The organism is Kitasatospora sp. NPDC088264 (assembly GCF_040685715.1).
Lineage (GTDB): Bacteria > Actinomycetota > Actinomycetes > Streptomycetales > Streptomycetaceae > Kitasatospora.
Map to the genome: position 1 here is coordinate 25890 of NZ_JBFBIR010000003.1, position 25732 is coordinate 51621.

The 25732-nt window shown below is 73.2% G+C and carries 23 protein-coding genes; 18 read left to right on the forward strand and 5 right to left on the reverse strand.

Annotated features, from left to right (window positions below; all coding sequences use genetic code 11):
- Positions 1-108: 108 nt before the first annotated feature.
- A complete protein-coding gene (locus AB0O82_RS03665) occupies positions 109-819 on the reverse strand; it encodes an MOSC N-terminal beta barrel domain-containing protein (RefSeq protein ID WP_363579957.1) in 711 nt (236 codons plus the stop codon).
- A 128-nt stretch (positions 820-947) separates the two neighbouring features.
- Entirely contained in the window at positions 948-1691 is a 744-nt protein-coding gene (locus AB0O82_RS03670; RefSeq protein WP_063348889.1) for a cyclase family protein, read from the reverse strand.
- A gap of 66 nt (positions 1692-1757) precedes the next feature.
- Between AB0O82_RS03670 and AB0O82_RS03675 the strand changes: the two genes are divergently transcribed.
- The 6 genes from AB0O82_RS03675 (at position 1758) to AB0O82_RS03700 (ending at position 7868) form a co-directional block, all read left to right on the forward strand.
- Complete coding sequence (locus AB0O82_RS03675; RefSeq protein ID WP_350878478.1) at positions 1758-2432, forward strand: UbiX family flavin prenyltransferase; 675 nt, start codon at positions 1758-1760, stop codon at positions 2430-2432.
- Positions 2433-2551: 119 nt separating this feature from the next.
- On the forward strand, positions 2552-3010 hold the full coding sequence (locus AB0O82_RS03680; protein ID WP_063348891.1) for an Lrp/AsnC family transcriptional regulator: 459 nt from the start codon (positions 2552-2554) through the stop codon (positions 3008-3010).
- Positions 3011-3013: 3 nt separating this feature from the next.
- Positions 3014-4021 (forward strand): threonine/serine dehydratase, encoded by a 1008-nt coding sequence (locus tag AB0O82_RS03685; protein WP_363579958.1) that lies wholly within the window; start codon positions 3014-3016, stop codon positions 4019-4021.
- A 121-nt stretch (positions 4022-4142) separates the two neighbouring features.
- A complete protein-coding gene (mqnE, locus tag AB0O82_RS03690; protein WP_063348893.1) occupies positions 4143-5306 on the forward strand; it encodes an aminofutalosine synthase MqnE in 1164 nt (387 codons plus the stop codon).
- Positions 5307-5417: 111 nt separating this feature from the next.
- Positions 5418-6659, forward strand: coding sequence for a L,D-transpeptidase family protein (locus AB0O82_RS03695; RefSeq protein ID WP_363579959.1), 1242 nt, complete (start codon positions 5418-5420; stop codon positions 6657-6659).
- A gap of 264 nt (positions 6660-6923) precedes the next feature.
- Complete coding sequence (locus AB0O82_RS03700; RefSeq protein WP_363579960.1) at positions 6924-7868, forward strand: beta-ketoacyl-ACP synthase III; 945 nt, start codon at positions 6924-6926, stop codon at positions 7866-7868.
- 215 nt (positions 7869-8083) lie between these two features.
- On the opposite strand, the gene AB0O82_RS03705 is transcribed toward AB0O82_RS03700, so the two are convergent.
- The gene (locus tag AB0O82_RS03705; RefSeq protein WP_030055725.1) at positions 8084-8731 is read right to left on the reverse strand and encodes a TetR family transcriptional regulator; all 648 of its coding nucleotides are present in this window, start codon (positions 8729-8731) and stop codon (positions 8084-8086) included.
- Positions 8732-9167: 436 nt separating this feature from the next.
- On the opposite strand from AB0O82_RS03705, the gene AB0O82_RS03710 reads away from it, so the two are divergent.
- The gene (locus tag AB0O82_RS03710; protein ID WP_363579961.1) at positions 9168-11579 is read left to right on the forward strand and encodes a PQQ-binding-like beta-propeller repeat protein; all 2412 of its coding nucleotides are present in this window, start codon (positions 9168-9170) and stop codon (positions 11577-11579) included.
- 48 nt (positions 11580-11627) lie between these two features.
- Here AB0O82_RS03710 and galE read toward each other — a convergent pair whose 3' ends face one another.
- Entirely contained in the window at positions 11628-12614 is a 987-nt protein-coding gene (galE, locus tag AB0O82_RS03715) for a UDP-glucose 4-epimerase GalE (protein WP_350876964.1), read from the reverse strand.
- Positions 12615-12859: 245 nt separating this feature from the next.
- Between galE and AB0O82_RS03720 the strand changes: the two genes are divergently transcribed.
- Positions 12860-13909, forward strand: coding sequence for a trypsin-like peptidase domain-containing protein (locus tag AB0O82_RS03720; protein WP_363580286.1), 1050 nt, complete (start codon positions 12860-12862; stop codon positions 13907-13909).
- Between the two features lie 74 nt (positions 13910-13983).
- Here the strand turns inward: AB0O82_RS03720 and AB0O82_RS03725 are convergent, their stop codons facing one another.
- A complete protein-coding gene (locus tag AB0O82_RS03725) occupies positions 13984-15153 on the reverse strand; it encodes a sensor domain-containing protein (protein WP_363580288.1) in 1170 nt (389 codons plus the stop codon).
- A gap of 354 nt (positions 15154-15507) precedes the next feature.
- On the opposite strand from AB0O82_RS03725, the gene AB0O82_RS03730 reads away from it, so the two are divergent.
- From AB0O82_RS03730 to AB0O82_RS03775, 10 genes are all read left to right on the forward strand, one after another.
- Positions 15508-15924 (forward strand): NADH-quinone oxidoreductase subunit A, encoded by a 417-nt coding sequence (locus AB0O82_RS03730; protein WP_280675333.1) that lies wholly within the window; start codon positions 15508-15510, stop codon positions 15922-15924.
- Positions 15915-16550, forward strand: a complete 636-nt coding sequence (locus AB0O82_RS03735) for an NADH-quinone oxidoreductase subunit B family protein (RefSeq protein ID WP_363579962.1) — start codon at positions 15915-15917, stop codon at positions 16548-16550. Before AB0O82_RS03730 ends, AB0O82_RS03735 begins: the two co-directional genes overlap by 10 nt.
- On the forward strand, positions 16547-17785 hold the full coding sequence (locus tag AB0O82_RS03740; RefSeq protein ID WP_363579963.1) for an NADH-quinone oxidoreductase subunit C: 1239 nt from the start codon (positions 16547-16549) through the stop codon (positions 17783-17785). The genes AB0O82_RS03735 and AB0O82_RS03740 overlap by 4 nt, the downstream gene beginning before the upstream one ends.
- Positions 17786-17787: 2 nt before the next feature.
- The gene (gene nuoH, locus AB0O82_RS03745; RefSeq protein WP_350877389.1) at positions 17788-18741 is read left to right on the forward strand and encodes an NADH-quinone oxidoreductase subunit NuoH; all 954 of its coding nucleotides are present in this window, start codon (positions 17788-17790) and stop codon (positions 18739-18741) included.
- Entirely contained in the window at positions 18738-19304 is a 567-nt protein-coding gene (locus tag AB0O82_RS03750; RefSeq protein ID WP_363579964.1) for an NADH-quinone oxidoreductase subunit I, read from the forward strand. The genes nuoH and AB0O82_RS03750 overlap by 4 nt, the downstream gene beginning before the upstream one ends.
- Complete coding sequence (locus tag AB0O82_RS03755; protein WP_363579965.1) at positions 19301-20008, forward strand: NADH-quinone oxidoreductase subunit J; 708 nt, start codon at positions 19301-19303, stop codon at positions 20006-20008. The genes AB0O82_RS03750 and AB0O82_RS03755 overlap by 4 nt, the downstream gene beginning before the upstream one ends.
- A complete protein-coding gene (gene nuoK, locus AB0O82_RS03760) occupies positions 20008-20379 on the forward strand; it encodes an NADH-quinone oxidoreductase subunit NuoK (protein WP_350876976.1) in 372 nt (123 codons plus the stop codon). The genes AB0O82_RS03755 and nuoK overlap by 1 nt, the downstream gene beginning before the upstream one ends.
- The gene (locus tag AB0O82_RS03765; RefSeq protein WP_363579966.1) at positions 20376-22442 is read left to right on the forward strand and encodes an NADH-quinone oxidoreductase subunit L; all 2067 of its coding nucleotides are present in this window, start codon (positions 20376-20378) and stop codon (positions 22440-22442) included. The genes nuoK and AB0O82_RS03765 overlap by 4 nt, the downstream gene beginning before the upstream one ends.
- Positions 22443-22504: 62 nt before the next feature.
- A complete protein-coding gene (locus tag AB0O82_RS03770) occupies positions 22505-24085 on the forward strand; it encodes an NADH-quinone oxidoreductase subunit M (protein WP_363579967.1) in 1581 nt (526 codons plus the stop codon).
- A gap of 56 nt (positions 24086-24141) precedes the next feature.
- The gene (locus AB0O82_RS03775) at positions 24142-25713 is read left to right on the forward strand and encodes an NADH-quinone oxidoreductase subunit N (protein WP_363579968.1); all 1572 of its coding nucleotides are present in this window, start codon (positions 24142-24144) and stop codon (positions 25711-25713) included.
- Positions 25714-25732 lie beyond the last annotated feature (19 nt).

Genomic DNA, 25732 nt, shown 5'->3' on the forward strand with positions numbered 1-25732 from the left:
TGACATAGACGTGCGGCGGCCGCTGGGGTTGCAGCTGATCCAGAAGTTTTTTCGAAAATCTCTGAGACCGTCCTGACCTGCGGTTCTTCTCCCCAGCTCCCGCCGGTCTCAGTGCAGCGCGAGCTCGTCGCCCACGCTCAGCCGCCCGGGGGCGGCGACCTCGGCGAGGGCGTCGAGCCGGCCGTCGTGGGCGTGCACGATCGCCTTGAGGATCTCGGGGGCGTGCGGCAGCCCCGGCTGCGGGGCGCCGGTCATCGCGCAGCGCTCGCTGGAGCGGACGAAGGCGAGGCGGGCGCCGGTGCCGCCGTGGCCCTCCCGGCCGAACCAGCGGTCCTCGACGAAGGGCGGGGTGCCCGGGGGCGTCCGCAGCAGGATGTTGGGGCGGAACCGGCGCTCGTCGACCACCGTGAAGGGGGCGGCCTCGCGGACCCAGTCCAGGGTGGCGGTGGTGAGCACGCTGACCGGCAGCTGGTCGAAGTGGGAGACGGCGTCCTCGCGGGCGAGTTCGACGTCCTCGCGCTGGAGGTAGGCGCGCAGGAACGCGGCCGGGTCGGCGACCGGGCGGCCGAGCGGGTCGAACAGTTCGGGGCCGTCGATCCGGTGGCCGAGGCGGGCGGAGAGGCGGAGCAGGCCGTCCATCCGGCGGAAGCGGCGGGTGTTCTTGCCCGAGCCGAGCTTGCCGTCCGCGTCGCGGACGGCGTAGAGGCGGTCGCCGGCCAGGCCGCGCTCGTCCACCTCGACGAAGTCGAGCCGTTCGCCGCCGGTGGACTTCACGGGGTAGCGCCAGAGTCGCTCGATCACTCCGATGATCTCTGCCATGGGCGGACAGCGTAGCGGCGGCGCCGGGGGATGGTCTAGACCAAGTCCCGTGCGGCGACTGGCCGGAACGGCCCAGGGCGTGTCTTCAAACCCCCGTCGGCGCGCGGGCGGGGGTTTGAAGACAGGTCCTAGCCCAGCCGTGCCACCGCCCGGACCGGCGCACCGTCCGCCGCCGCCAGCCGCAGCGGGAACAGTGACACCTCGACCGGCCGCCCGGCCTCCTGGGCGTCCAGCAGCGCCCGCAGATCGGTCAGGTTCTCGGCGATCACCCCGCCGCCGGGCGCCCCCAGCAGCACCCGGTGCGCGGCGAGGGTCGGCTCGTCGGCGCCGGGCTGGTCGTGCTCGTCGGTGAGGTCCGCGAGCAGCGCGGCGACCGCCGGGTCGCCCGGGCCCGGGTCGGGGGTGGGGTCGACGCTCAGCGCGTCCACCCCGACGGTCCGCACCCCGGCGGCGACGATCGCCTCGGCGGCGGCCGCGGTCAGGCTGGGGTGCGCGAGGTAGGCGTCGGTGCCCCAGTGCCGGGCCCAGCCGGTGGCGAGCAGCAGGACGGACCCCTCGCCGACGCGCGCCAGGGCGGGCGCGAGCAGCTCGGGGGTGACGGCGGCCCGGGGCTCCAGCCCGCGCAGGTCGGCGAGCACCGCGGGGCCGGTGAACCGCTCCAGCGGCAGCCCGTCCAGGGTCGGCCAGGTGACGTCCACGTGGTACGGCGCGTCCACGTGCGTCCCGGACTGCGAGCCGAGGTGCAGGGCCAGCACGTTCACCCCGGCGGTGGCGGTGGTGAGAGCGGGCTCCAACAGGACGGCCGGATCGCCGGGGTAGACCGGCATCGCGGTGGTCACCTGATGGGTGAGGTCGACGAGGGTCGCTGCCATGCCCCCATCCTTCCAGGGGAGCCCGCGGATGAGGCCCGACCGGGTGAGTCCGGATAGAAATGGGACATGGGAACAGTCAAGCGTCAGCCGTGGGTGGTCGGGGTCTCTGGTGCGTCGGGGACGCCGTACGCCGCCTCGGTGATCCGGGCGCTGCTCGCCGCCGGGGAGCCGGTGGACCTGATCGTCAGCCGAGCCGCCCGGCTCACCATCCTCGACGAGACCGGCATCTCCTTCCGGGACGCCCACTGGCGCGCCGACCTGGCCGCCTGGCTGGGCTCCGACGAGGGCCTGGACGACGTCCGCTACTGGCCCGCCGGGGACTTCGCGGCCGGCCCGTCCAGCGGCTCGTACCCGGCCAAGGGCATGCTGGTGGTGCCCGCGACCACCGGCGCGGTGGCCGGGATCGCGCTCGGCCTGAGCAAGGACCTGCTGCAGCGGGTGGCCAGCGTCACCCTCAAGGAGCGCCGCCCGCTGGTCGTGTGCGTGCGCGAGACGCCACTCAACGGGGTGACGTTGAAGCACCTGGTGGAGCTCGACGCGCAGGGCGCCGTCGTCCTCCCCGCCTCGCCCGGTTTCTACGCCGGCGGCTCGACCGTGCGGGAACTCGTCGACTTCGTGGCCGGCCGGGTGCTGGACGCGGTCGGCGTCCCGCATTCCCTGTACCTGCGCTGGGAAGGGGAGTTGGGGGCGGCGGCCCGCCGGGCCGACGAGAACGGCAGCGTGTCGACTGAGGGGGAGTGAGGAGGCCGGGGGCGGGAGAGTATCTTCTCTGCGATATCCGGGTTGTTCCGCGCATGGCGCCTTGGAATCCGGATAATGATCTGTGGGTCTGGTGAGGTTCGGAAGGACGCGGACGGTATATGGACACGGTGGACAGACAGCTCATCCAGGCGCTCCGGGAGAACGGCCGCGCGTCCTACGCCGAGCTGGGCCGGCTGGTCGGACTCTCCGGCCCGAGCGTCACGGACCGGATCAACCGACTGGAGCAGGCCGGCGTCATCACCGGCTACCGCGCGACGGTCAATCCGGCCTCGCTCGGCTTCGGCGTCACGGCCCTGATCGGCCTTCAGCTGACCGACGCCGCCGATCACGAGGACGTCGCGCACCGGCTCAAGGACCTCAACGAGGTCGAGGACTGCTGGTTCATCGCGGGTGACGACTCCTACATGCTCAAGGTCCGGGTGGCCGACGTGGCGGGCCTGGAGTCGGTGGTCAAGCGGATCTCGGGCACGAAAGGCGTGGCCCGCACCCGCACCACCGTCGTACTCTCCACGAAGTGGGAGAACCGGGTGAGCGAACTCCCTCCCGAAGGAGAGTGACGGATGGCACTGGTCGGTCTGGAGGAACTGCGCGCCGCTCGGCAGCGGATCGCGGGGGTGGCCGTGCGCACCCCGCTGGTTCCCGCCCCGTGGGCGGACGAGGGGGAGCGCCGGCTCTGGCTGAAGCCCGAGAACCTCCAGCCGACCGGGGCCTTCAAGACCCGCGGCGCCTACAACCGGCTGGCCGCGCTCACCGAGGCCGAGCGGGCCCGCGGCGTGGTCGCCCAGTCGAGCGGCAACCACGCGCAGGCGGTGGCGTACGCGGCGGCGCTGCTCGGCATCAAGGCCGTGATCGTGATGCCGGACACCTCGCCGGCGGTGAAGGTGGAGTCCACCCGGGGGTTCGGCGCCGAGGTGGTCCTGGTGTCGCCGGAGGAGCGGGACACCCTGCCCGCCGAGCTGGCCGAGCGGCATGGCTACGTCTGGGTGCCGCCGTACGACGACCCGTTCATCATCGCGGGCCAGGGCACGGTCGGCCTGGAGATCGCCGAGGACGCCCCGGCCGGGCTGGACACCGTCCTGGTGCCGGTCAGCGGCGGCGGCCTGATCTCCGGGACGGCGGCCGCGCTCAAGCTCACCCGCCCGGGCATCCGGGTGATCGGTGTGGAACCGGAGCTGGCCGCCGACGCCCAGGCCAGCTTCCGGGCCGGCCGCCGGCTGGCCTGGCCGGTCGCCGACACCTACCGGACCATCGCGGACGGCCTGCGCACCCCGTCGGTCGGCGAGCTGCCCTTCGAGCACCTGACCGCGTACGTGGACGACATCGTCACCGTCACCGAGGACGAGATCCGCGCCACCGTCGCCCTGCTGGCCCGTCGCGGCCGGCTGGTCGCCGAGCCCTCCGGCGCGGTGGCCCCGGCGGCCTACTTCCACCGCGCCGCCGAGACCGGGGGCCGGGCGGTCGCGGCCGTGGTCAGTGGTGGCAACATCGACCCTGCGCTGCTCGCTGAGCTGCTGTCGGACCGTCCCGAGCCGAAGGGCGCGCCGGTGCCGAAAGCGACGAGCGACTAGCGCCGGAGGAGCGCCGGAGCGAGGAGCGTCGGCACCGGGTCGGAGCGGCCCGGAGGCGAGCGGACGAGTGACGTAGTCTCGGTCCGGCAAGGAATCGAAGTCGGAGGAGGCGGGGCACCGCATGGACGCAGGGCTGAAGCGCGAGCTGGAGGCGAAGGTCTACGCGGGTGAGCGGCTGACCCGCGAGGACGGGATCGCGCTCTACGAGAGCGACGACCTGGCCTGGCTGGGCGGTCTGGCCCACCACGTGCGGACGCGGAAGAACGGCGACGTCGTCCACTTCAACGTCAACCGCCACCTCAACATGACCAACGTGTGCAGCGCGTCCTGCGCGTACTGCTCGTTCCAGCGCAAGCCGGGCGAGAAGGACGCCTACACGATGCGCATCGAGGAGGCCGTCCGGCTCGCCAAGGCGATGGAGGTCGACTCCCTCACCGAGCTGCACATCGTCAACGGCCTGCACCCGACCCTGCCCTGGCGCTACTACCCGCGCTCGCTGCGGGAGCTCAAGGCGGCCCTGCCGAACGTCTCGCTGAAGGCCTTCACCGCCACCGAGATCCACTGGTTCGAGAAGATCAGCGGCCTGCCCGCCGACGAGATCCTGGACGAGCTGATCGACGCCGGCCTGGAGTCGCTGACCGGCGGCGGCGCGGAGATCTTCGACTGGGAGGTCCGCCAGCACATCGTCGACCACGACACCCACTGGGAGGACTGGTCGCGGATCCACCGCCTCGCCCACAGCAAGGGCCTCAAGACGCCGGCCACCATGCTGTACGGCCACATCGAGGAGCCCCGCCACCGGGTGGACCACGTGCTGCGGCTGCGCGAGCTGCAGGACGAGACCGGCGGCTTCCAGGTCTTCATCCCGCTGCGCTACCAGCACGACTTCCACGACTCCAAGGACGGCGTCGTGCGCAACAAGCTGATGGCCCGCACCGAGATGGCCACCGGCGCCGAGGCGCTGAAGACCTTCGCGGTCTCCCGGCTGCTCTTCGACAACGTCCCGCACGTCAAGGTCTTCTGGGTGATGCACGGCGTCACCACCGCCCAGCTGGCGCTCAGCCACGGCGCGGACGACATGGACGGCTCGGTGGTCGAGTACAAGATCACCCACGACGCGGACAACTTCGGTACCCCGAACAAGCTGGGCCGCGACGACCTGCTCGACCTGATCCGCGACGCCGGTTTCCGCCCGGTCGAGCGCAACACCCGCTACGAGATCATCCGCGAGTACGAGGGCCCGGACCTGGGGCGCCGTGAGGCCCCGCAGGCGATGCGCCTCTGACCGTCGACCTCCCCGCCGCCCGGGCCCCGGCCCGGGCGGCGGCGTTTCTTCACCGCCCCCGCACCTGCCCCGGGTTTACCAACCGGTACACCGTTTGGCAGGATCGGCGGTATGTCCGGTTCTCATCGCGCCACCACGTACCCGTCGTACGAGCCGATACCGGAGCCGGTGTACGGGGTGCCGCAGCAGCCGTACGGGGCGGGTGAGCCGTACCAGCAGCCCGTCCGGCAGGACCACTACGGCGAGTACGGGCAGCTCCCGCAGGCCCCTGACGGGTACTTCGAGGCGTACGAGCAGCCGTTCCAGCCGTCCCAGCCGTACGCCCCCGGGCCGGCGTACGACGTCGAACCGGTGTACGCCCCCGGGCCGGTGTACGACGTCGAACCGGTGTACGCCCCCGGGCCGGTGTACGACGCCGAACCGGTGTACGCGTTCGAGCCGGAGCCCGTCCGGCAGCCCACGCCCCCGCCCGTGGCGGCGCCCGTGGGCGCCCGGGCGGCCGCCCGGGGTCACCGCCGGAAGGCGAAGAAGAAGCGCCACGGCAAGGCGGTGATGGCCGGCACCGCGCTGCTGGTCGCGGCCACCGCCGGCTGGTACACCGTCGGCCAGGACGACGCCAAGCCCGTCGCCGCGACCGCCGACGGCCCCGGCCCGGAGGGCGTCAGCACGCCCGACCAGCCGGCTCCCGCCGCCCGGGCCGCCGCCGACCGGCAGACCCAGCCCCCGGCCGCCGACCGCAGCCAGGTCCGTTCGGACGGCTCGGTCGCCGCGATACCCGGCCTCGGCGCCGACTTCGTCGCGAAGATCCCCGCCGAGACCACCCAGGTGGTGCTCGCCTCCGGCCAGGACAAGAACGGCAACAAGAACGCCGTCACCCTGTGGACCCGCACCCCCGAGGGCCGCTGGCTGGCCGGCGAGACCTGGCAGGGCCACAACGGCAACAACGGCTGGACCGCCGACCACAACGAGGGCGACCTGCGCAGCCCGATCGGCGTCTTCGCGCTCACCGACGCGGGCGGCCGCAAGGCCGACCCGGGCAGCAAGCTCCCGTACGACAAGGACCCGAGCTTCGTGGTCTCCGGGACGGGCTTCTTCGGCGACCAGCTGGCCGGCTCCTTCGACTACGTGGTCGCGATCAACTACAACCGGGTGCCCGGAAACTCCCCGCTGGACCCGCGCCGCCCGATGGGGGCGAAGAAGGGCGGCGGGATCTGGATCCACGTCGACCACGACGGCCCCACCCACGGCTGCGTCTCGATCCCCGAGGACAAGATGGCCGAGCTGATCCGCACCCTGGACCCGGCGGCCCACCCGGTCATCGTGATGGGCGACGCCACCTCGCTCTCCGTCTGACCCCGGCGTTCCGGCCCCGGCCCGGCCCCGGCCCCGGCCCCGGCCCGACACCGGCGTTCCGGCGGTGTCCGCGCGGCGTTCCGGGCGGTGCGGGGCCCGTCACCGGCGGCGGTGCCCGCCCCCTCGTCCGCCTCGGCGTCGACCCCGGCGCGTCCGGAGGCCAGTCGCCGCAACGCCCCTTGTGGGGCTCCTACAGATCGCGGGGGCGGATCCTGTAGCCGGGCGCGCCCCGCTGACCAGTGGGTAACCCGGTTCCATGGCACTATGAGCGGTTCGCGCATTGTGGCACTCGGCCACTACCAGCCCCCCAAGGTCCTCTCCAACGACGACCTGGAGGCGCTCGTCGACACCAACGACGAGTGGATCCGTAGCCGGGTGGGTGTCAGAACCCGGCACATCGCCGAGGGCGAGACCCTGGTCGACCTCGCCACCGAGGCCGCGCAGAAGGCGCTCGCCAAGAGCGGCCGGACGGCCGACGAGATCGACCTGATCGTGGTCGCCACCTGCACCGCGGTCGAGCGCAGCCCCAACACCGCCGCCGCCGTAGCCGCCCGGCTCGGCGTCCGGGCGCCCGCCGCGTACGACATCAACACGGTCTGCTCCGGCTTCTCGTACGCCCTGGCCACCGCCGACCACGCGATCCGGGCCGGCGCGGCCCGCCGCGCGCTGGTGATCGGCGCCGAGCGGATGTCCGACACGCTGGACTGGACCGACCGCACCACCTGCGTGATCTTCGGCGACGGCGCCGGCGCCGCGGTGGTCGAGGCCCAGGAGGACGGTGCCGAGCCCGGCATCGGCCCGGTGGTCTGGGGCTCCGAGCCGGAGAAGGGCGACGCCGTGGTGATCACCGGCTGGGACCCGGTGATCAGCCAGCAGGGCCAGTCGGTGTTCCGCTGGGCCACCACCCAGCTCGCCCCGCTGGCGCGCCGGGCCTGCGAGCAGGCCGGGATCGACCCGTCGGAGCTGAAGGGCTTCGTGCCGCACCAGGCCAACCTGCGGATCATCGACTCGATCGCCGCCAAGCTGGGCCTCACCGACGCGGTGGTGGCCCGGGACGTGGTCGACTCCGGCAACACCTCGGCCGCCTCGATCCCGCTGGCCTTCTCCAAGCTGGTCGAACGCGGCGAGCTGTCCCCGGGCGACCCGGTCCTGCTCTTCGGCTTCGGCGGCGGGCTCGCCTACGCCGGCCAGGTGGTCCGCTGCCCCTGACGGCGCGGAGCCGGGCGTCCGAGGGCCCCTGAGGGGCCGCAACGCGAACATGCCGGTGGGCGGGCACCCTGTGTGAGGGGTGCCCGCCCACCGGCATGTCTGGCGCGCGTGCGGTACGTCGGCGGACCTCCCCCGAGGACACGGCCGCCGTCCGTCGTACCCCGGACAGGAGGCCGGGGCTGCGCGCGGAGCGGATGGTCGGTTGAGCGGATGGTCTACTTGGGCGGCTTCTTGCCGGTGACGCCCAGGTACACCAGGGGAGCGAGGTTGGGCTTGAGGTCCTTGACCTTGACGCCCCAGGAGGTGAAGGCCTTCTGGTGCTCGGCCGCCGAGGCGAGCAGCGAGACCAGGGCCCCGGCGACGGCGTTCGGGTCGAGCGACTTGTCGGCCTGGCCCTTCGCCTGGAGTTCCTTGACGGCCTCCGCGAGCGGCTTGGCGACCGCGTTGAGGACCGTCATGCGGATCTTGAAGAACCGCTTGTCCCCTTCGGCGGCACCGAGCGTGACCACTCGGAGAATGGCGTCGTTCTTGCGCCAGAAGGCGAGGAATCCGTCGACCAGTTCTTCCGAAGTGGTCGGACCGGACTTCCCTGCCCAGGACTTTCCGGCCACCAGCTCTTTGAGGGTGTCGGCGTCCTTGGCCATTTCCTCGGCGATTTCGAGGACAGCGCCCTCGACATCCGGGAAGTACTGGTAGAAGGTCGCGGGGGAGGTACCCGCCATACGGGCGACGTCGATGACCTTGACGTCCCGGTACGGCGACGTGCTGAGCATCTCGCGGAGGCAGTCGAGCAGCTTCTGCCGCGTTTCCTGTCCGCGTCGCCCGGCGACGCGACCGTCGACGGTGCGAACTTGTCCTGTCATGCCGTCAGCTTACCGTGGCACGATCTTGGCGCGATTCGGTGATGCGACTATTACTCCGCACGGGGGGTTGCTATAGGGGCATGAACCACTTCGGACGGATATTCACCGCGCTCCGCAGGTGTCGTTGAAGCCCCCCCGTGTGCCTTTGACCCCACAGCGTGACGGCGAGTCCGCTGAGGGGTGGTCGAGTGACAGAGCGTGACGATCGGCGGCGTCGGAAGATCGGCGCCGAAGTGGAGGGTCCGGGCGTCCGGGTGCAAACCGCGGCCGGAACGGGCGTCAGAATCCGGCCGTTCCGTCATCACCGGCCGGACGGCGGCGCTCCCGGGGCCGCCGTCGGCTCTGGGCGGGGGAGGTTGGAGATGGGCCGGGCGGCATTGGAGAATCGGGTCCGGCACCACGCGGCGGGTGCGGAAAACGGGGAGGTGGCAGCGGAGTGGACCAGCTGACGGCGCACGATCCGAGGCGGATCGGGCCCTTCGAGGTGCTGGGGCGGCTCGGCGCGGGTGGGATGGGGCTGGTCTACCTGGCGCGCTCCGCCTCCGGCCGGCGGGTGGCCATCAAGACCGTCCGGGCGGAACTGGCCGAGGACGAGCTGTTCCGCGTCCGCTTCGCCCGCGAGATCGAGGCGGCCAAGACGGTCGGCGGTTTCTACACCGCGGCCGTGGTGGACGCCGACGCGGACGCCCGGGTGCCCTGGCTGGCCACCGCGTACATCCCGGCCCCCTCCCTGGAGGACCTGGTCGAGGAGTGCGGTCCGCTGCCGGTGGACGCCACCCGCTGGCTGATCGCGGGCATCGCCGAGGCGCTGCAGTCCATCCACGCGGCCGGGCTGATCCACCGGGACCTCAAGCCCTCCAACGTGCTGGTGGTCGAGGACGGCCCGAAGGTGATCGACTTCGGCATCGCCTCCGGCGTCTCCAGCACCCGGCTCACCATGACCAACGTCGCGGTCGGCACCCCCGCCTACATGTCCCCCGAGCAGGCCAAGGACAGCCGTAACGTCCGGGGCGCCAGCGACGTCTTCTCGCTCGGCTCGCTGATGGTGTTCTGCGCGACCGGGCACCCGCCCTTCGGCGGCTCCAACCCGGTCGAGACGGTGTTCCAGCTGCTGCGCGAGGAGCCGGACCTGTCCGGGATGCCGCGCGAGCTGATGGACCTGGTCCGCGCCTGCATGCGGCCCTCGCCCGAGCACCGGCCCAGCCCGGCGCAGATCCAGGCCGAACTGGCCCCGCACCTGTTCTCCCGGGACGACGCCGCCGGCGAGGTCGGCGACTGGCTCCCCGTGAACGCGCTGGAGCTGATCGAGCGCAAGCGCGGCCGCCGCCCGAGCGTGCCGCCCCGGGCCGTCCAGCTACCGGCCGGCGCGCCGCCGCCCCCGGCCGGGCCGCCGCAGGGCGGCCCGCTCCAGCCCCACCAGCCGCCGCAGCCGCACCAGCCGGTCCCGGTGCAGCGCCCCGGCCTGGACGACCCGCGCACCCACCCGGGCGGGGGGCACGCGCCGCCGCCGTCCGGGCCGGTGCACACGGGGCCGCGGCGGGGCCCGGTGTCCGACGGCGAGATCCCGACCGCGAAGATCGCCTCCCCCAACAAGCACCGCGCGCCGGGCGGCGGCGGGGCCGTCGAGGTGCGGCTGTCCGGAGCCACGGTGCGGATAGGCCCCGGGCCGCGGGCCGAGCACGAGCAGACCGGCCCGGGCACCGCCCCGGCCGAGACCGACTGGGTCCGCCGGGTCACCCCGCCGCCGGTGCCGGCCGCCCGCTGGCGCCCCTGGCGGTTCCGGATGTCCAACGACGTCTGGGGCACCCCCGTGGTCGCCGACGGCACGCTCTTCGTCTCCAGCTTCGAGGTGCACGCGCTGGACATCGCCTCCGGCGAGCGGCGCTACAAGACCCGGGACGTCGCCTGGGCGCTCGCGGTGGACGCCGGCCGGGTGCACGCGGCCGACGGCCCGCACCTGTACACCGTGGACGTCGCGGACGGCACCGAGCGCTGGCGCACCTCACTGGACGGCTGGGTCTACTCGCTCTCCGCCGCCGACGGGGTGCTGTGCTGCGGCGTCCGCGGCGGCGGCGTCCAGCTGCGCTCGGCCGCCAGCGGCGCCGAGCTGTGGCGGGCCGACGACGCCCAGCAGGACTACGAGAACCCGCAGTCCGGACCGGTCCTGGTGGCCGGCGCGGCCTACTACTACGGGGCCGGGCGGCTGCGCTGCATCGACCCGCACGGCGCCGGCCTGCGCTGGTCCTTCCCGGTCGGCGAGGACGTGCCCTCGCACCCGGTCGAGCGCGGCGGCGTGCTGTACGTGACGGCCGGCTCCAGGGTGTACGCGCTGGACGCGGCCAGCGGGGCCGAGCGCTGGCGCTTCGAGGCCCCGGTGGTGCTGTTCACCCCGCCCGCGCTGGACGCCGACGCGGTCTACGTGGCCGACTACCTCGGGACGGTGTACGCGCTGGACGCGGCCACCGGCCGGGACCGCTGGCGCGGGGTCACCGGCAACCGCCAGGGCGCCGAGCCGGTGGTGGTCGGGGACGGCATGGTGCTGGTCGGCAGCGGTGGGGTGCTGTACGCCTTCGAGGCGGCGAGCGGCCGGGAGCGCTGGCGCTACACGGCGCGCGGCGAGATCGTCGGCTCCCCGGCGGTGGCCGACGGCCTGGTGCACCTGGGCAGCCGGGACCACTCGCTGCACACCCTGGACCTGGCGAGCGGTCAGCTGCGCTGGGAGCTCGGCACCAAGGGCGAGCTGACCGGCTCGCCGGTCGCGGTCGGCGGCCGGGTCTTCGTCGGCTCCAAGGACCGCTGCGTGTACGCGCTGGACGCCTTCTACGGCACGGCCGTCCCGGCGCGCTGAACCGGCGCGGCGGCGGGGCGGGCGCCCCGCCGCCGTCGACGCGTCCGGTCAGGCCTTGCGGGCCCCGGGGTGGCGGCTGCACCAGCCGTCCCACGCGGAGGCCACCATCTCCGCCACGTCGTGGCGGGCGCCCCAGCCCAGCTCGCGGCGGATCAGGTCGGCCGAGGCCACCACCCGCGCGGGGTCGCCGGCGCGGCGCGGGGTCACCTCGGGGGTGGTGTCGTAACCGGTGACCTTGCCGATCACCTCCAGCATCTCCTTGACGCTGACGCCCTCGCCGCGGCCGATGTTGAGCACCAGCGAGGTCTCGCCGGCCGGGTCGGCGGCCAGCCGCTTGGCGGCGGCGACGTGGGCCGAGGCGATGTCGGAGACGTGGATGAAGTCGCGGACGCAGCTGCCGTCCTGGGTCGGGTAGTCGTCGCCGAAGACCCGCGGGGCCTCGCCGGCGGTGAGCCGCTCGAAGACCATCGGGATCAGGTTGAAGACCCCGGTGTCGGACAGCTCGGGGGAGGCCGCGCCGGCCACGTTGAAGTAGCGCAGCGCCACGGTGGAGATGCCGTGGGCCTTCCCGGCCGCGGCGACCAGCCACTCGCCGGCCAGCTTGGTCTCGCCGTACGGGCTCATCGGGGCGCACGGGGTCGACTCGGTGACCAGGTCGACGTCCGGCATGCCGTAGACGGCGGCGGAGGAGGAGAAGAGGAAGCGCTTGACCCCGCCCTCGGCGGCGGCCTCCAGGACGGTCTGCAGGCCGATCATGTTCTCCCGGTAGTAGAAGAACGGCTGCTCGACGGACTCGCCGACCTGCTTCTTGGCGGCGAAGTGCAGGATGCCCTCGATCGCGTGCTCGCGGATGGCGGCGTCCAGGACGGCCCGGTCCAGGGTGGAGCCCTCGACCAGGGCGACGCCCTCCGGCAGGCGGGAGGCGTCGCCGGTGCTGAGGTCGTCCAGGACGGCGACGCGCTCACCGGCGTCGAGCAGCTGGCGGACGACGTGCCCGCCGATGTATCCGGCACCGCCGGTGATCAACCAAGTCATGGGCCGATTCTAGGGTGTTCGGGTTCCCGTGGTGAGTGCCGGGCGAGTCGAACCGTCAAATCGGACAAATCGGTGAAATGCTGACAAAGATTTCCGTGCTCCCAGCGTGGTGACGAATCGGAGGCAGCCAGGTGAGCCGAAAGAAGGAACACGCCCGCCCCCTGCCGGCCGGGCCCCGGCCGACCGGACCCAGGACGGTCCACGGCCGGCTGCTCGTACCCGGCGCGGTGGCCGTACTGACCGCGCTGGCGCTGGCCGGGTGCAGCAGCGGCTCCTCCACGTCCGCCTCGTCGGCCGCGGGCTCCCCGTCGGGCTCCGGCTCGGCCAGGCCGGCCTCGTCGGCCCCCGCGCGGTCGGCCGACGGGAACCAGTTGCAGGACGACTACCAGCGGGTCATCGCCGACGTGCTGCCCTCGGTGGTGCAGATCACCACCGGCGACAGCCTCGGCTCCGGGATCGTCTACGACGACAAGGGCGACATCGTCACCAACGCCCACGTGGTGGGCACCGCGACCACCTTCACCGTCACCCTCGCCAACAGCACCAAGTCGCTGGACGCCACCCTGGTCGGCAGCTACCCCGACACCGACCTCGCGGTGATCAAGCTGAGCAGCCCGCCGAGCGGCCTCAAGCCGGCCGCCTTCGGTGACTCCGGCAAGGTCCAGCTCGGCCAGATCACCCTGGCCATGGGCAGCCCGCTCGGCCTCTCCAGCAGCGTCACCCAGGGCATCGTCTCGGCCACCGGACGGACCGTCTCCGAGCCCAGGGGCGGCGGCTCGCCCGGCGCCACCATCGGCAACATGGTGCAGACCTCGGCCGCGATCAACCCGGGCAACAGCGGCGGCGCGCTGGTCAACCTGGACAGCCAGGTGATCGGCATCAACACGCTCGCGGCGACGGAGCCCGAGGCCAACGGCGCGGCCGCGCCCGGCATCGGCTTCGCCATCCCGGCGTCCACCATCACCAACATCACCGACCAGCTGATCAAGCAGGGCAAGGTCACCAACTCCGGCCGGGCCGCGCTCGGCATCACCGCCCGGACCAGCTTCAACCAGCAGTTCAAGCCTGCCGGCGCCGTCATCGTGGCGGTCACCGCGGGCGGCCCGGCCGCCTCGGCGGGGATGCAGGCTGGCGACGTGATCACCAAGATCGGGGACGCCGCGGTCGACTCGCTGAACGCGCTCACCACCGCGCTCGCCTCGCTCACCCCGGGCGACAAGGCCACCGTCGCCTACACCAGGGACGGCAGCAGCCAGACCGCCGACGTCACCCTCGGCACCCTGGAGACCCCCTAGGCCCGTCGTACCGGACCGGCGCCGGGACCTCGTCACTGCCTCGACGAGGTCCCGGCGCCGTGCCGCGCTCCGGTTCAGCGGCGGGCGGTGCGGGTGCGCCAGGGAAGTTCGACGGTGATGCTGCTCGGGCCGCCCTCCGGGCTCTGCACCAGGAGCACGCCGTCCACCGCGCGGATCCGCTCGGTCAGCCCGGCCAGGCCGCTGCCCGGGTAGGGCGCGGCGCCGCCCTTGCCGTCGTCCTGGACCAGCACCATCAGCTGGTTGTCGGAGCGCCAGACGTCGACCGAGGCGGTGCGGGCCCCGGCGTGCTTGGAGACGTTGGTCAGCAGCTCGCTGACGGTGAAGTACGCGATGCCCTCGACCGCCGAGTCCGGGCGCTCGGCCTGGCCGTCCGGCCCCTTCAGGTCGACGTTCACCTTGACCCCGCCGGGGACGGTGCAGCGGGCGGCGACCGCGGACAGGGCCGCGTCCAGGCCGCGGTCGGTGAGCACCGCCGGGTGGATGCCCCGGGCCAGGTCGCGCAGCTCCTGGAGGGCCAGCTTCACCTCGCCGTGCGCGTTGTCGACCATCTTCGTGGCGGCCGCCACGTCGTCCTCGGTCTCGACCTCGCGCAGCCGCTCCTTGGCCATGCCCAGGTCCATGGCCAGCGCGACCAGGCGGGCCTGGGCGCCGTCGTGCAGGTCGCGCTCGATCCGGCGCAGGTCGGCGGCGGCGGTGTCGACCACCGTGCCTCGGTCGTCCTCCAGCTCGCGCACCCGCTCGGCCAGGGCACCCGGGAAGAGCAGCGACTCGATCAGGATCCGGTCGATCGCCGCCAGCGCCCGGATCACCCAGGGCAGCACCGGCCACATCACGGTGACCGCGACCAGGGTCACCGTGAAGCTCAGGATGCCCCAGGGCAGCATCAGCACGTTGTAGAGCGCCGAGCGCCAGTTCAGCAGGTCGGTCAGGTGGGCGATGGTGAAGCCCACCACCCCCGGCCGGCGCGGCTGCACCGGCTCCGGCTCGTGGATCGCGGAGTCGTACGCCGCCCGGGCCCGCCGGCGGCCCAGCCCGCCCAGGGCGCGGGAGACGGCCAGCCCGCCGGCCAGCAGCGGCAGGCCGACCACGGTGATCGACATCCCCAGCCCGGCCGTGAGCGTGATGGCGGTGAGCGCGAAGCCGGCGACGCCGAGCGGCAGGTTGAGCAGCAGCTGGCCGACCTGCCGCCACATCCGCGCACCGTACAGCGGCGAGCGGCCCATCTGAGCGTCCTGCTCCTTGATGGCGTCCACGGTGCGGCGGTGCAGCGGCTTCATCTGGATCTACCGTCCCTCTTGGTCGAGCTGGTGGACCAAGCTTCCCGAACCCGGGGCGGAAGATGCCATGGGGGTGATACATCTTCCGGGACGGGGGTTATCCCTACCCCCGTCCTGGTCGTCGGGCCACTGCCCGGTGCTCGCGGGAGTGTCCACCGGACGTCTTGCGGAGCGGGCAGGGTTCGGGCGGAGCGGAGCCGTCCCCTTAGACTCACGCATTGGCCATGATTATGACCGTGCGAGGAAACGTCGTAGAACTGCCTTGAGGGGCTGTTCACGGCCGAGGTGGAGGGCGAAGGCATGGAGGGGCAGCATGCGGCTGCCGTCGCGGCCGACCCGGCGGTCGGCGGCGGCTACTTCGACGCGTACGCCGCGATGGGCCTGCTGGCCGTCGTCGGGGTGCTCTTCGTCGCCGTGGCGTTCACGGCCAACCGACTGCTGCGGCCGGTGGTCTACTCGCCCGAGAAACTCCTCGCCTACGAGTGCGGGGTGGACCCGGTGGGCGAGGACTGGGCGCACACCCAGATCCGCTACTACGTGTACGCCTTCCTGTACGTGATCTTCGCGGTCGACGCGATCTACCTGTTCCCGTGGGCGACGGTCTTCGCCACCGCCGGGTACGGCGCCGGAACGCTGATCGAGATGTTCCTCTTCATCGGCTTCCTCGCGGTCGGCCTGCTCTACGCCTGGAAGAAGGGCGTTCTGGAATGGACGTGACGCACACCCACTCGCACGGCGCCCAGGGCGGCCCGGTCCCGCTCGGCCTCCCGGACCCGTCGCGCCCCGGCGCCGTCGAGCGCCGTGGCATCGGCCCGCTGGCCCGGCTCGCGCCCGACCCGGTCAAGGTCGTGCTCAACTGGGGCCGCCGCTACAGCCTCTGGTGCTTCAACTTCGGCCTGGCCTGTTGCGCGATCGAGTTCATCGCCGCGTCCATGGCCAAACACGACTTCATCCGGATGGGTGTCATTCCGTTCGCGCCCGGACCCCGTCAGGCCGACCTGATGATCGTCTCGGGGACGGTGACCGACAAGATGGCGCCCGCCGTCAAGCGCCTCTACGAGCAGATGCCCGAGCCGAAGTACGTCATCTCCTTCGGCGCCTGCTCCAACTCCGGCGGCCCGTACTGGGACTCCTACTCGGTGACCAAGGGCGTGGACCAGATCATCCCGGTCGACGTCTACGTGCCCGGCTGCCCGCCCCGGCCCGAGGCGCTGCTCCAGGGCATCCTCAAGCTCCAGGAGAAGATCGCCGCCGAGTCGCTGCCCGACCGCTACACCGCGCCCGCGGCGGCGCTGCGCCGCCCGCTGGTGACGGGGCCTTCGACCGAGGGAGGGGTCTCGTGACTTCCGCCGAGCAGTACGCGGCGTCGGTCGGGGAGTGGGCGACCGGCGCCGAGGCTTACGGGCTGGTCACCGTCGACGTCCCCGCCGAGCACTGGATCGAGGCGCTCACCAGTGCCCGCGACACGCTCGGCCTGGGCTACTTCGACTGGCTGAGCGCCGTCGACGAACTGGCCGAGGGCTTCTCCGTGGTCGCCCACCTCGCCTCCGCCGACGCCCCGGGCGTGCGCCACCTGGCGCTGCGCACCCGGGTGCCGCGGGACAAGGCCGCGCTGCCCACCGCCGTCCCGGTCTACGCGGGCGCCGCCTGGCACGAGCGCGAGACCCACGAGATGTTCGGCATCGACTTCCCCGGACACCCCTACCTCGCCACCCTGCTGCTGCCGGACGGCTTCGAGGGGTACCCGCTGCGCAAGGAGTTCGTGCTCGCGGCCCGGGTCGCCAAGGCCTGGCCGGGCGCCAAGGAGCCGGGCGAGTCGGACCACGGCGACGGGCCCGCCCGGCGCAAGATGCAGCCGGCCGGGGTGCCGGACCCGAACGAGTGGGGGCCGCTGAAGGGCACCCTGCCGCCGGTCGCCGAGCGGCCCGCGCGCGGTGCGCGGGCGGCGGGCGCGGCCGGGCGGACGCCCCGGGCTGCTGGTGCTGCTGGTGCTGGTGCTGGTGCTGCTGGTGCTGGGGCCGGTGCTGCTGCCGGTGCCGAGGGTGCGGCGGTGCGGGCGGACCGGCCGCGGCGGACCAGGACGGTGGCGGAGGGGTCGGCGAGTCAGGCGGGGGCCGAGGCTGCCGGTGCCGGTGCTCCGGCCGCTGCTTCGGCTGCTACTCCGAGCGCTGCTTCGGCCGCTGCTCCGGCCGCCGGCGAGGCGGCGCCCGTGGTGCGGGCGGACCGGCCGCGCCGGGTCAGGTCGGTGTCCGACGGATCGGTCAGCCAGGCTGCGGAGCCGGCGCCCGCCGAGGCCGCCGAGGCCGCTGCGCCTGCCGAGCCGAAGGCCGGGGGCTCGGCGTCGCCGCGGACCCGGTCCTCGGACGCGCCCTGGCACAACCCGGTGCCCGCGCACGACGAGCCCGCGAAGCCCGCCGAGGCGCAGGCCCCGGCCGAGCCCGCGAAGCCTGCGGAGGAGCCTGCGGAGGAGCCTGCCGAGGAGCAGGCGCCCGCCGAGCCGGCGAAGCCCGCCGCGCCTGCGGGCGGGCAGGACGAGACGTCGGCCGGACCGGCCGGCCAGGACGGAGACGGCGCGTGAACCTGCTCGACACGGTGCTGCGCTGCGTCGCCACCCTGGTCGTCTTCCTCACCTTCCCGCTGGTCATCGGCCAGACCGAGCACAAGGTCATGGCGCACATGCAGGGCCGGCTCGGCCCGATGTACGCGGGCGGCTTCCACGGCTGGGCGCAGCTCGTCGCGGACGGCGTGAAGTTCGCGCAGAAGGAGGACATCGTCCCGGCCGGGGCGGACCGCCGGATCTTCCAGCTGGCGCCCGCCGTCTCGCTGCTGCCGTACCTCTTCGTGCTGCTGGCGATCCCGGTCGGCCCGAACGGCTTCGTCGGCCAGGCGATCGACGCCGGCCTGTTCTTCGTGCTGGCCGTGATGGGCGTCGGCGTGATCGGCAAGCTGATGGCTGGCTGGGCCTCGGCGAACAAGTTCTCGCTGCTCGGCGGCCTGCGCACGGCCGCGCAGCTGATGTCGTACGAGCTGCCGATGGTGCTGGCGGCGGCCTCGGTGGCGATGGCCGCCGGCACGCTCTCACTGCCCGGGATCGTGGACGCCTGGGAGTGGTACTGGCTGCCCTGGCAGCTCATCGGCGCGTTCGTGTTCTTCACGGCCGGTCTGGCCGAGCTCCAGCGCCCGCCGTTCGACATGCCGGTCGCCGACTCGGAGATCATTTTCGGCGCGTACACCGAGTACACGGGCCTGCGCTTCGCACTGTTCCTGCTGTCCGAGTACGTGGGCATCCTGGTGGTGTCGGCGCTGACCGCGGTGCTCTTCCTGGGCGGCTGGCACGGCCCGCTGGCGGACCAGCTCGGCTGGCTCTGGATGATCCTGAAGACCTTCGCGCTGGCCTTCGTGGTCATCTGGTTGCGGGTCACCTACCCGCGTCTGCGCGAGGACCAGCTGATGCGCTTCGCGTGGACCGTGCTGATCCCGCTCGCCCTCGTCCAGCTGGCCCTGACCGGCGTCATCAAGGTGGCGATCTCATGAGTTTTCCCGGTGCCGGCCTGGCCAAGGGCCTGGCCGTGACCCTGCGGACGATGACGAAGAAGACCGTCACCGCGCAGTACCCCGATGTGCAGCCGGTGCTGCCGCCGCGTTCGCGCGGCGTCATCGCGCTGCTGGAGGAGAACTGCACGGTGTGCATGCTCTGCGCGCGCGAATGCCCGGACTGGTGCATCTACATCGACTCCCACAAGGAGACGCTGCCGGCCGCCGAGCCGAACGCGCGGGCCCGCACCCGTAACGTGCTGGACCGGTTCGCCATCGACTTCTCGCTCTGCATGTACTGCGGGATCTGCATCGAGGTGTGCCCCTTCGACGCGCTGTTCTGGTCGCCCGAGTTCGAGTACGCCGAGACCGACATCCTGGAGCTGACCCACGAGCGGGACAAGCTCCGCGAGTGGATGTGGACCGTCCCGGCGCCGCCGGCGCTGGACCCGGCGGCCGAGGAGCCCAAGGAGATCGCCACCGCGCGCAAGGCTGCGGACAAGCTGGCCGCCGCAGCCGCCGCAGCCGCCTCGGCGGCCTCGGATGAGGGGGAGGCCCAGTGAGCGCCGCCACCCTGCTCGCGGCGACCGGCTCGCTGGAGCCGGCCGCCCGTTCGTTCCTGTCCCCGACCGGGGTGGAGATCGTCTTCCTGCTGGTCGGCATCGCCGTGCTCGGCTCGGCCGTGGTCGCCGTCAGCACCAAGCAACTGGTGCACGCCGCGCTCTGGCTGGTGGTCGCGCTGGGCGGACTGGCGGTGGAGTTCCTGCTGCTCACCGCCGAGTTCATCGCCTGGGTGCAGGTGCTGATCTACCTCGGCTCGGTGATCGTCCTGGTGCTGTTCGGGCTGATGCTCACCAAGGCACCGATCGGGCGCTCGCCGGACGCCGACTCCAAGAACCGCTGGGTGGCCCTGGCCGTGGCGCTCGCCTCGGCCGGGACACTGGTGACGCTGGTCGTCGACGCCTTCCGGACCTCCTGGATCGACCTCGGCGCGGGGGGCGGCTCGGCCGCCGTCACCGGGGCGAGCCTGTTCCGCCACTGGGTGCTGCCCTTCGAAGCCCTCTCCGTGCTGCTGCTGGCGGCGCTGGTCGGCGCGATCGTGCTGTCGCGCGGGTCGAAGCGGCGGGTGCCGCCGCCCCGGGCGGGCCGGCTGCGCGCCGGCCGGCCGGTGGGCTCGAACGGGACCGTCGCCGCCACCGTGCCCCGGCCGGCGCCGGAGAGCCCGGCGGCCGCAGAGGCTGCGCCGTCCGCGTCGGAGGAGAGCTGATGCACCTCGCCTACCCCGTCGTCCTCGCCGCGCTGCTGTTCAGCGTCGGCGTGTACGGCGTGCTCGCCCGGCGCAACGCCGTCCTGGTCCTGATGTCCGTCGAGCTGATGCTCAATGCCGTCAACCTCAACCTGGTCGCCTTCGACACCTGGCTGCGCGACTCGCTGCACGCCGGCCAGGCGCTCACCCTGTTCACCATCACCGTCGCCGCCGCCGAGATCGGGCTGGGGCTCGCCATCGTCCTGCTGCTGTTCCGGGCCCGGGGCACCGCGGACATCGACCGGGCCACCGCGCTCGGCGATCCGGCGGAGCCGCTCGCCGAGGAGACGCCGGCCGGAGCCGAGGCGCTGAAGGGCCAGGCCGCCGCATGAACCTCGCCCTGCCCGCCCTCGTCCCCGTGCTGCCCGCACTCGGGGCCGCCGCGACCCTGGCCGTCGGCAAGAAGGCGCCCGGCCTGGCCCGGCCGCTGGCCATCGTGCCGGTCGCCGTCTCGGCCGTGCTCGCCCTGGTCGTCGCCCTCCAGCTCGGCACCGGCCACGCGCTGGACGCCGCCACCCGGCTCACCCCGACCGGCGGCCCGGACATCGCGCTCGCCCTCCACCTGGACGGCTTCAGCTCGCTGATCTCCGTGCTGGTCGGCCTGGTCGCCACCTGCGTGCAGGTCTACTCGACCGCGTACCTCAGGAAGGACCCGCGCTACCCGTCGTACGCCGCGCTGGTCTCGCTGTTCACCGCGGCGATGTTCCTGGTGGTCTACTCGGGCGACCTGATCGTGCTGCTGGTCGGCTGGGAGGTCATGGGCATCTGCTCGTACTTCCTGATCGGCCACCACTGGGAGACCGAGGACGCCCGCTCGGCCTCGCTCAAGGCCTTCCTGGTCACCAAGCTCGGCGACGTGCCGTTCCTGTTCGGGATCTTCCTGCTCGGCGCGGACGCCGGCAGCTTCCGGATCCCCGACGTGCTGGCCGCCGCGACCGACGGGCGGCTCGGCCACCCGACGCTGATCGCCCTGCTGCTGCTCGCCGGGGTGGCAGGCAAGAGCGCGCAGTTCCCGCTGCACACCTGGCTCCCGGACGCCATGGCCGGCCCGACGCCGGTCTCCGCGCTGATCCACGCCGCCACCATGGTCGCGGCCGGCATCTACCTGGTCGCCCGGCTGCTGCCGGTGTTCCTGCTGTCGGGTGCGGCGCTGGTCGTGCTGGCCGTGATGGCCGCCGTGACGATGATCGGCTCGGCACTCTGCGCGCTCGCCCAGGACGACCTCAAACGGGTGCTCGCCTACTCCACCGTCGGCCAGCTCGGCTACATGGCCGGGGCGCTGGCCGCCGGCGACCGCGAGGCCTCCGTCTTCCACCTGGTCAGCCACGGCGCCTTCAAGGCGCTGCTGTTCCTGGCCGCCGGCGTGGTGATCCACGCCGCGCACACCAACTCGATCTCCGCGATGTCCCGGATCCCCGGGCTGCGCAAGCGCGTCCCGGACGCCTACTGGACGATGGGCATCGCGCTCGTCGCCCTGGTCGGGCTGCCGCCGTTCTCCGGCTTCTTCAGCAAGGAGGCGGTGCTGACCGCCGCCGAGCACGCCGCCAACGGCGAGGCGCTCACCAACGGGCTCGGCCCGGCCTCGGCCGTGCCGGAGGCCGCCGGGTGGATCGTGCTGATCTCCGCCGGACTCACCGCGCTGCTCACCGCCGCGTACGCGACCCGGCTCTTCCTGGTCAGCTTCCACAGCCCGCAGGCTGCCGGGGCGCCGCAGGCCGCAGCGTCTCAGGCCGGAGCGTCGCAGGCCGTGGCGCCTGCGGCAGGGCACGAGGCGGACGCGCCGTACTCGCCCGAGCTCGACGAGGCCGACCCGGCCACCGCCGAGCCGCCCGCGATGCGCTGGCCGCTCTGGGTGCTGGCGATCCCGACCATGGGCTTCGGCGTCGCCGGGCTGCGCTCGGACTGGCTGCCCGCGCTGCTGGACGGCGGCTCGCTGCGCCCCTCGGCCGTCACCGCCGTCATCGGCACCGGGCTCGCCGTGGTCGGCGTGCTCGCGGCGTACGGCGCCTGGCGCTCGGCGACCGCGCGGCTGGCCACCGGCCGCCCGGCCCCGGCCGACGCCGGCCGGGTGCCCGAGCAGGCCGGAGCCCCGGCCGCCGAGGTGATCGTCGCCGACCCCGGGCGCACCCTGCTCGGCCCGCTGTTCGGCCCGGCCCGGCACGGCTTCGGCGTCGACCGGCTGTACCACGCGCTGTTCGTCCGCCCGGTGACCGCCGCCGCCCGGCTGGTCCGCTTCCTCGACCGCGAGGTCGTCGAGACCTACGTGCGAGGCAGCGGGGTCGGCGCCAACCTGCTCGGCCGGGCCGTCCGGCTCGCGCAGACCGGCAACGCGCAGACCTACCTCAGCGCGCTGCTCGCCGGCGTCGTCCTGCTGGCCGTCCTGGTGGCGGTGTAGCGGATGCCGTACCCCCTGTCCCCGGTTCCCCCGATTCCGACCGCCGCCCGTAGGAGCCCCCGATGAACGCAGTCCTCATCGCCCTCCTGGTGCTGCCGCTGCTCGGCGCCGCGCTCACCCTGGCGCCGGCGTTCGGCCGGGAGCCGGCCGCCGCCGACCGGCGGGCGCTGCGGCTGAACACCGTCGTCACCGGCGCGGTGCTGCTGCTCACCGTCGCCCTGGCGGCCGGATTCGACCACGACGAACCCGCCCGGATGCAGGCCACCACCGACGTGTCCTGGATCCCGGCCCTCAACGTGCGCCTCCACCTCGGCGTGGACGGCGTCTCGCTGCCGCTGATCGTGCTGACCGCACTGCTCACCTTCCTCTGCGCGCTGTACTCGGAGAAGCGGCTGCCGGGCGGGGACGCCCGGGGCGAGGCCGCTGATGGGCGCCGTCCGTCGGCGAAGGCCTTCGTCGGGCTGTTCCTCCTCCTCGAAGTCGGCATGCTCGCCACCTTCGCGGTGCTGGACCTCCTGCTCTTCTTCCTGGCCTTCGAGATCGTGCTGATCCCGATGTACTTCCTGATCGCCCGCTGGGGGAGCGGCGCGAAGGCCCCGGCCGCCAACCGGTTCATCCTGTACACGCTGCTCGGCTCGGCCGTGATGCTGCTCGGCTTCCTGCTGATCGGCAGCAAGGCCGGGACCTTCGACATGCAGGCCCTGGCCGCCGCGCACGGCAACGGCCTGAGCCACACCACCCAGGTGATCGCCGCCCTGGCGATCATGGTCGGGCTCGCGGTCAAGGCCCCCGCCTGGCCGCTGCACAGCTGGCTCCCGGACGCGCACACCGCCGCTCCGACGGTCGGCTCGGTGCTGCTCGCCGGCGTGCTGCTGAAGATGGGCACGTACGGTCTGGTCCGCGTCCTCCTCCCGGTCGTGCCCGACGGCACCGCGACGCTCGCCCCCTACCTGGGCGCGTTCGCCGCCGTCGGCATCGTCTACGGATCACTGGCCTGTCTGGCGCTGGCCCGCCCCGGCGCCAAGGGCGACCTCAAGCGCCTGATCGCGTACTCCTCCGTCGGCCACATGGGCTTCGTGCTGCTGGGCATCGCCTCCCTCACTCCGGTGGGCGTCAACGGCGCGCTGTTCGCCAACATCGCCCACGGTCTGATCACCGGTCTGCTGTTCTTCCTCGTCGGCGCCCTCAAGGACCGCTACGGCACGGCGGACCTCGACACCCTCTCCGGCGCCACCGGCGCCGCCCTGTACGGCCGCGCCCCGCGGATCGGCGCGCTGCTCGCCTTCGCCGCCGTCGCCAGCCTCGGCCTGCCAGGCCTGGCCGGCTTCTGGGGCGAGCTGCTCGCCATGTTCGGCGCGTTCGACCCGGCCGACGGCCTGTCGCGCCCCGCGTTCGTCACCTACATGGTCCTGGCCGGTCTCGGTACCCTCCTCACGGCCGCCTACCTGCTGATCGTGGTCAAGCGCGTCTGCATGGGCGACCCCAAGCAGCCCGCCCCGGTGGAGCAGGTCGCCGACATGCGCCCGTACGAGGCCGTCAGCTGGACGCCGCTGGCCGCCCTCACCCTGCTCGCCGGCCTCTGGCCCGCGCTCCTGCTCGGCCTCTCCGACCCCGCCGTCAAGCACCTCCTCGGGGGTGGCTGACCGTGCTCGGAGCCCAGATCGCCGCACTCGGACCTCACTCCACGGGGCAGCACACTGTGACCTCCCTCGCCGTAGCCAACCCGGGCAGCCTGATCCAGTCCGTGGACTGGGTGGCGATCGCGCCCCCGCTGATCGCCGCGGTGGCCGCCCTCGCCGTCCTGCTCACCGACCTGTTCCTGCCCGAGCGGCACCGGAAGTGGCTCGGCCGCCTCGCCGCGGCCGGACTCGCCCTCGCCCTCATCGCACTCCTCCCCCTCACCGGGGGATCACCCCGGGCGACCTTCTGTGTGCAGAACGTAGCAGGGGGGTCTGACAACGCGGGCTGCTCGTACGTCGCCGACCACTTCGCCCTGGTGTTCCAGCTGCTCGCCCTCGGCGGTGCGCTGATCGCCGCGCTGCTCTCCGCGCACACCGTCGAGGAGGAGAAGCTGCCCGGCGGCGAGTACTGGTTCCTGCTGCTCTCCAGCGCCACCGGTGCCGCGCTGCTGCCCGCCTCCCGCGACCTCGCCACCATGGTGATCGCGCTGGAGGTCGCCTCGCTGCCCGCCTTCGCCCTGGTCGCGCTGCGCCGGGACGGCCGGGGCGCCGAGGCCGCGCTCAAGTTCTTCGTCTCCTCCGTCACCGCCACGGCCGTGATGCTGCTCGGCGTCGGCTTCGTCTACGCGGCCAGCGGCAGCCTGCACCTCGGCGCCGTCGCCCAGGGCCTGGAACACGCCCCCGGGCAGCTCAAGCCGCTGGCCGAGGCGGGCGCCGTGCTGACTCTGGTCGGCTTCGCCTTCAAGGTCGCCGCCGTCCCGTTCCACTTCTGGGTGCCCGACACCTACACCGGCGCCCCGCTGCCGGTGGCCGGTTACCTCTCGGTGGTCGGCAAGGCGGCCGGCCTGTCCGGCCTCGCGCTCGCCACCACCATCGCCTTCCGCCCGTACGCGCACACCTGGGGCCTGGCGCTCGCCGTGCTGGCCGCCGTCACCATGACGGTGGGCAACGTCGGCGCGCTGCGCCAGCGCTTCGACACCCGCTACAGCGCGGTGCGGCTGCTCGCCTGGTCGTCCGTCGGCCAGGCCGGCTACCTGCTGGTGCCGCTCGCCGCCGCCGGCTACGCGCCCACCGGGGTCGATCCGCTCGGCGCCACCGCCGCGTACGCGCTGATCTACGGCGTGGTGAACCTCGGCGCGTTCGGCGTGGTCGCGGCGGTCGGCCGCCGGGCCGGGACCAGCGTGGACGACTTCCGCGGCCTGTTCGCCCGGCGCCGCTGGACGGCCCTCGCGCTCGCCTTCTTCCTGCTCTGCCTGGCTGGGCTGCCCCCGGGCGTGATCGGCCTGTTCGGCAAGGTCGTGGTGTTCCGCGCGGCCGTCGACGCCGGGCTGGGCTGGCTGGCCGTCGTGATGGCCGTCAACGTGGTCGTCGCGCTGTACTACTACCTGCTCTGGACGACCCGGCTGTTCGCCCCGGCGCCGGGTGCCGAGGAAGGTGCCGAACCGGGCGCCGCTTCGGTCGGCGGGGCCGGGGCCGAAGGCCGGCTGCCGGCCACCCTGACCGCCACGCTGGGGCTCACCGCCTCGGTGGCCGTGGTCCTCTCCTTCGCCCCGCAGCTGGTCCTCCAGGTCGCCGGCGGAAGCCTGTTCTGAGCGCGCGCCCGCCCGGCCG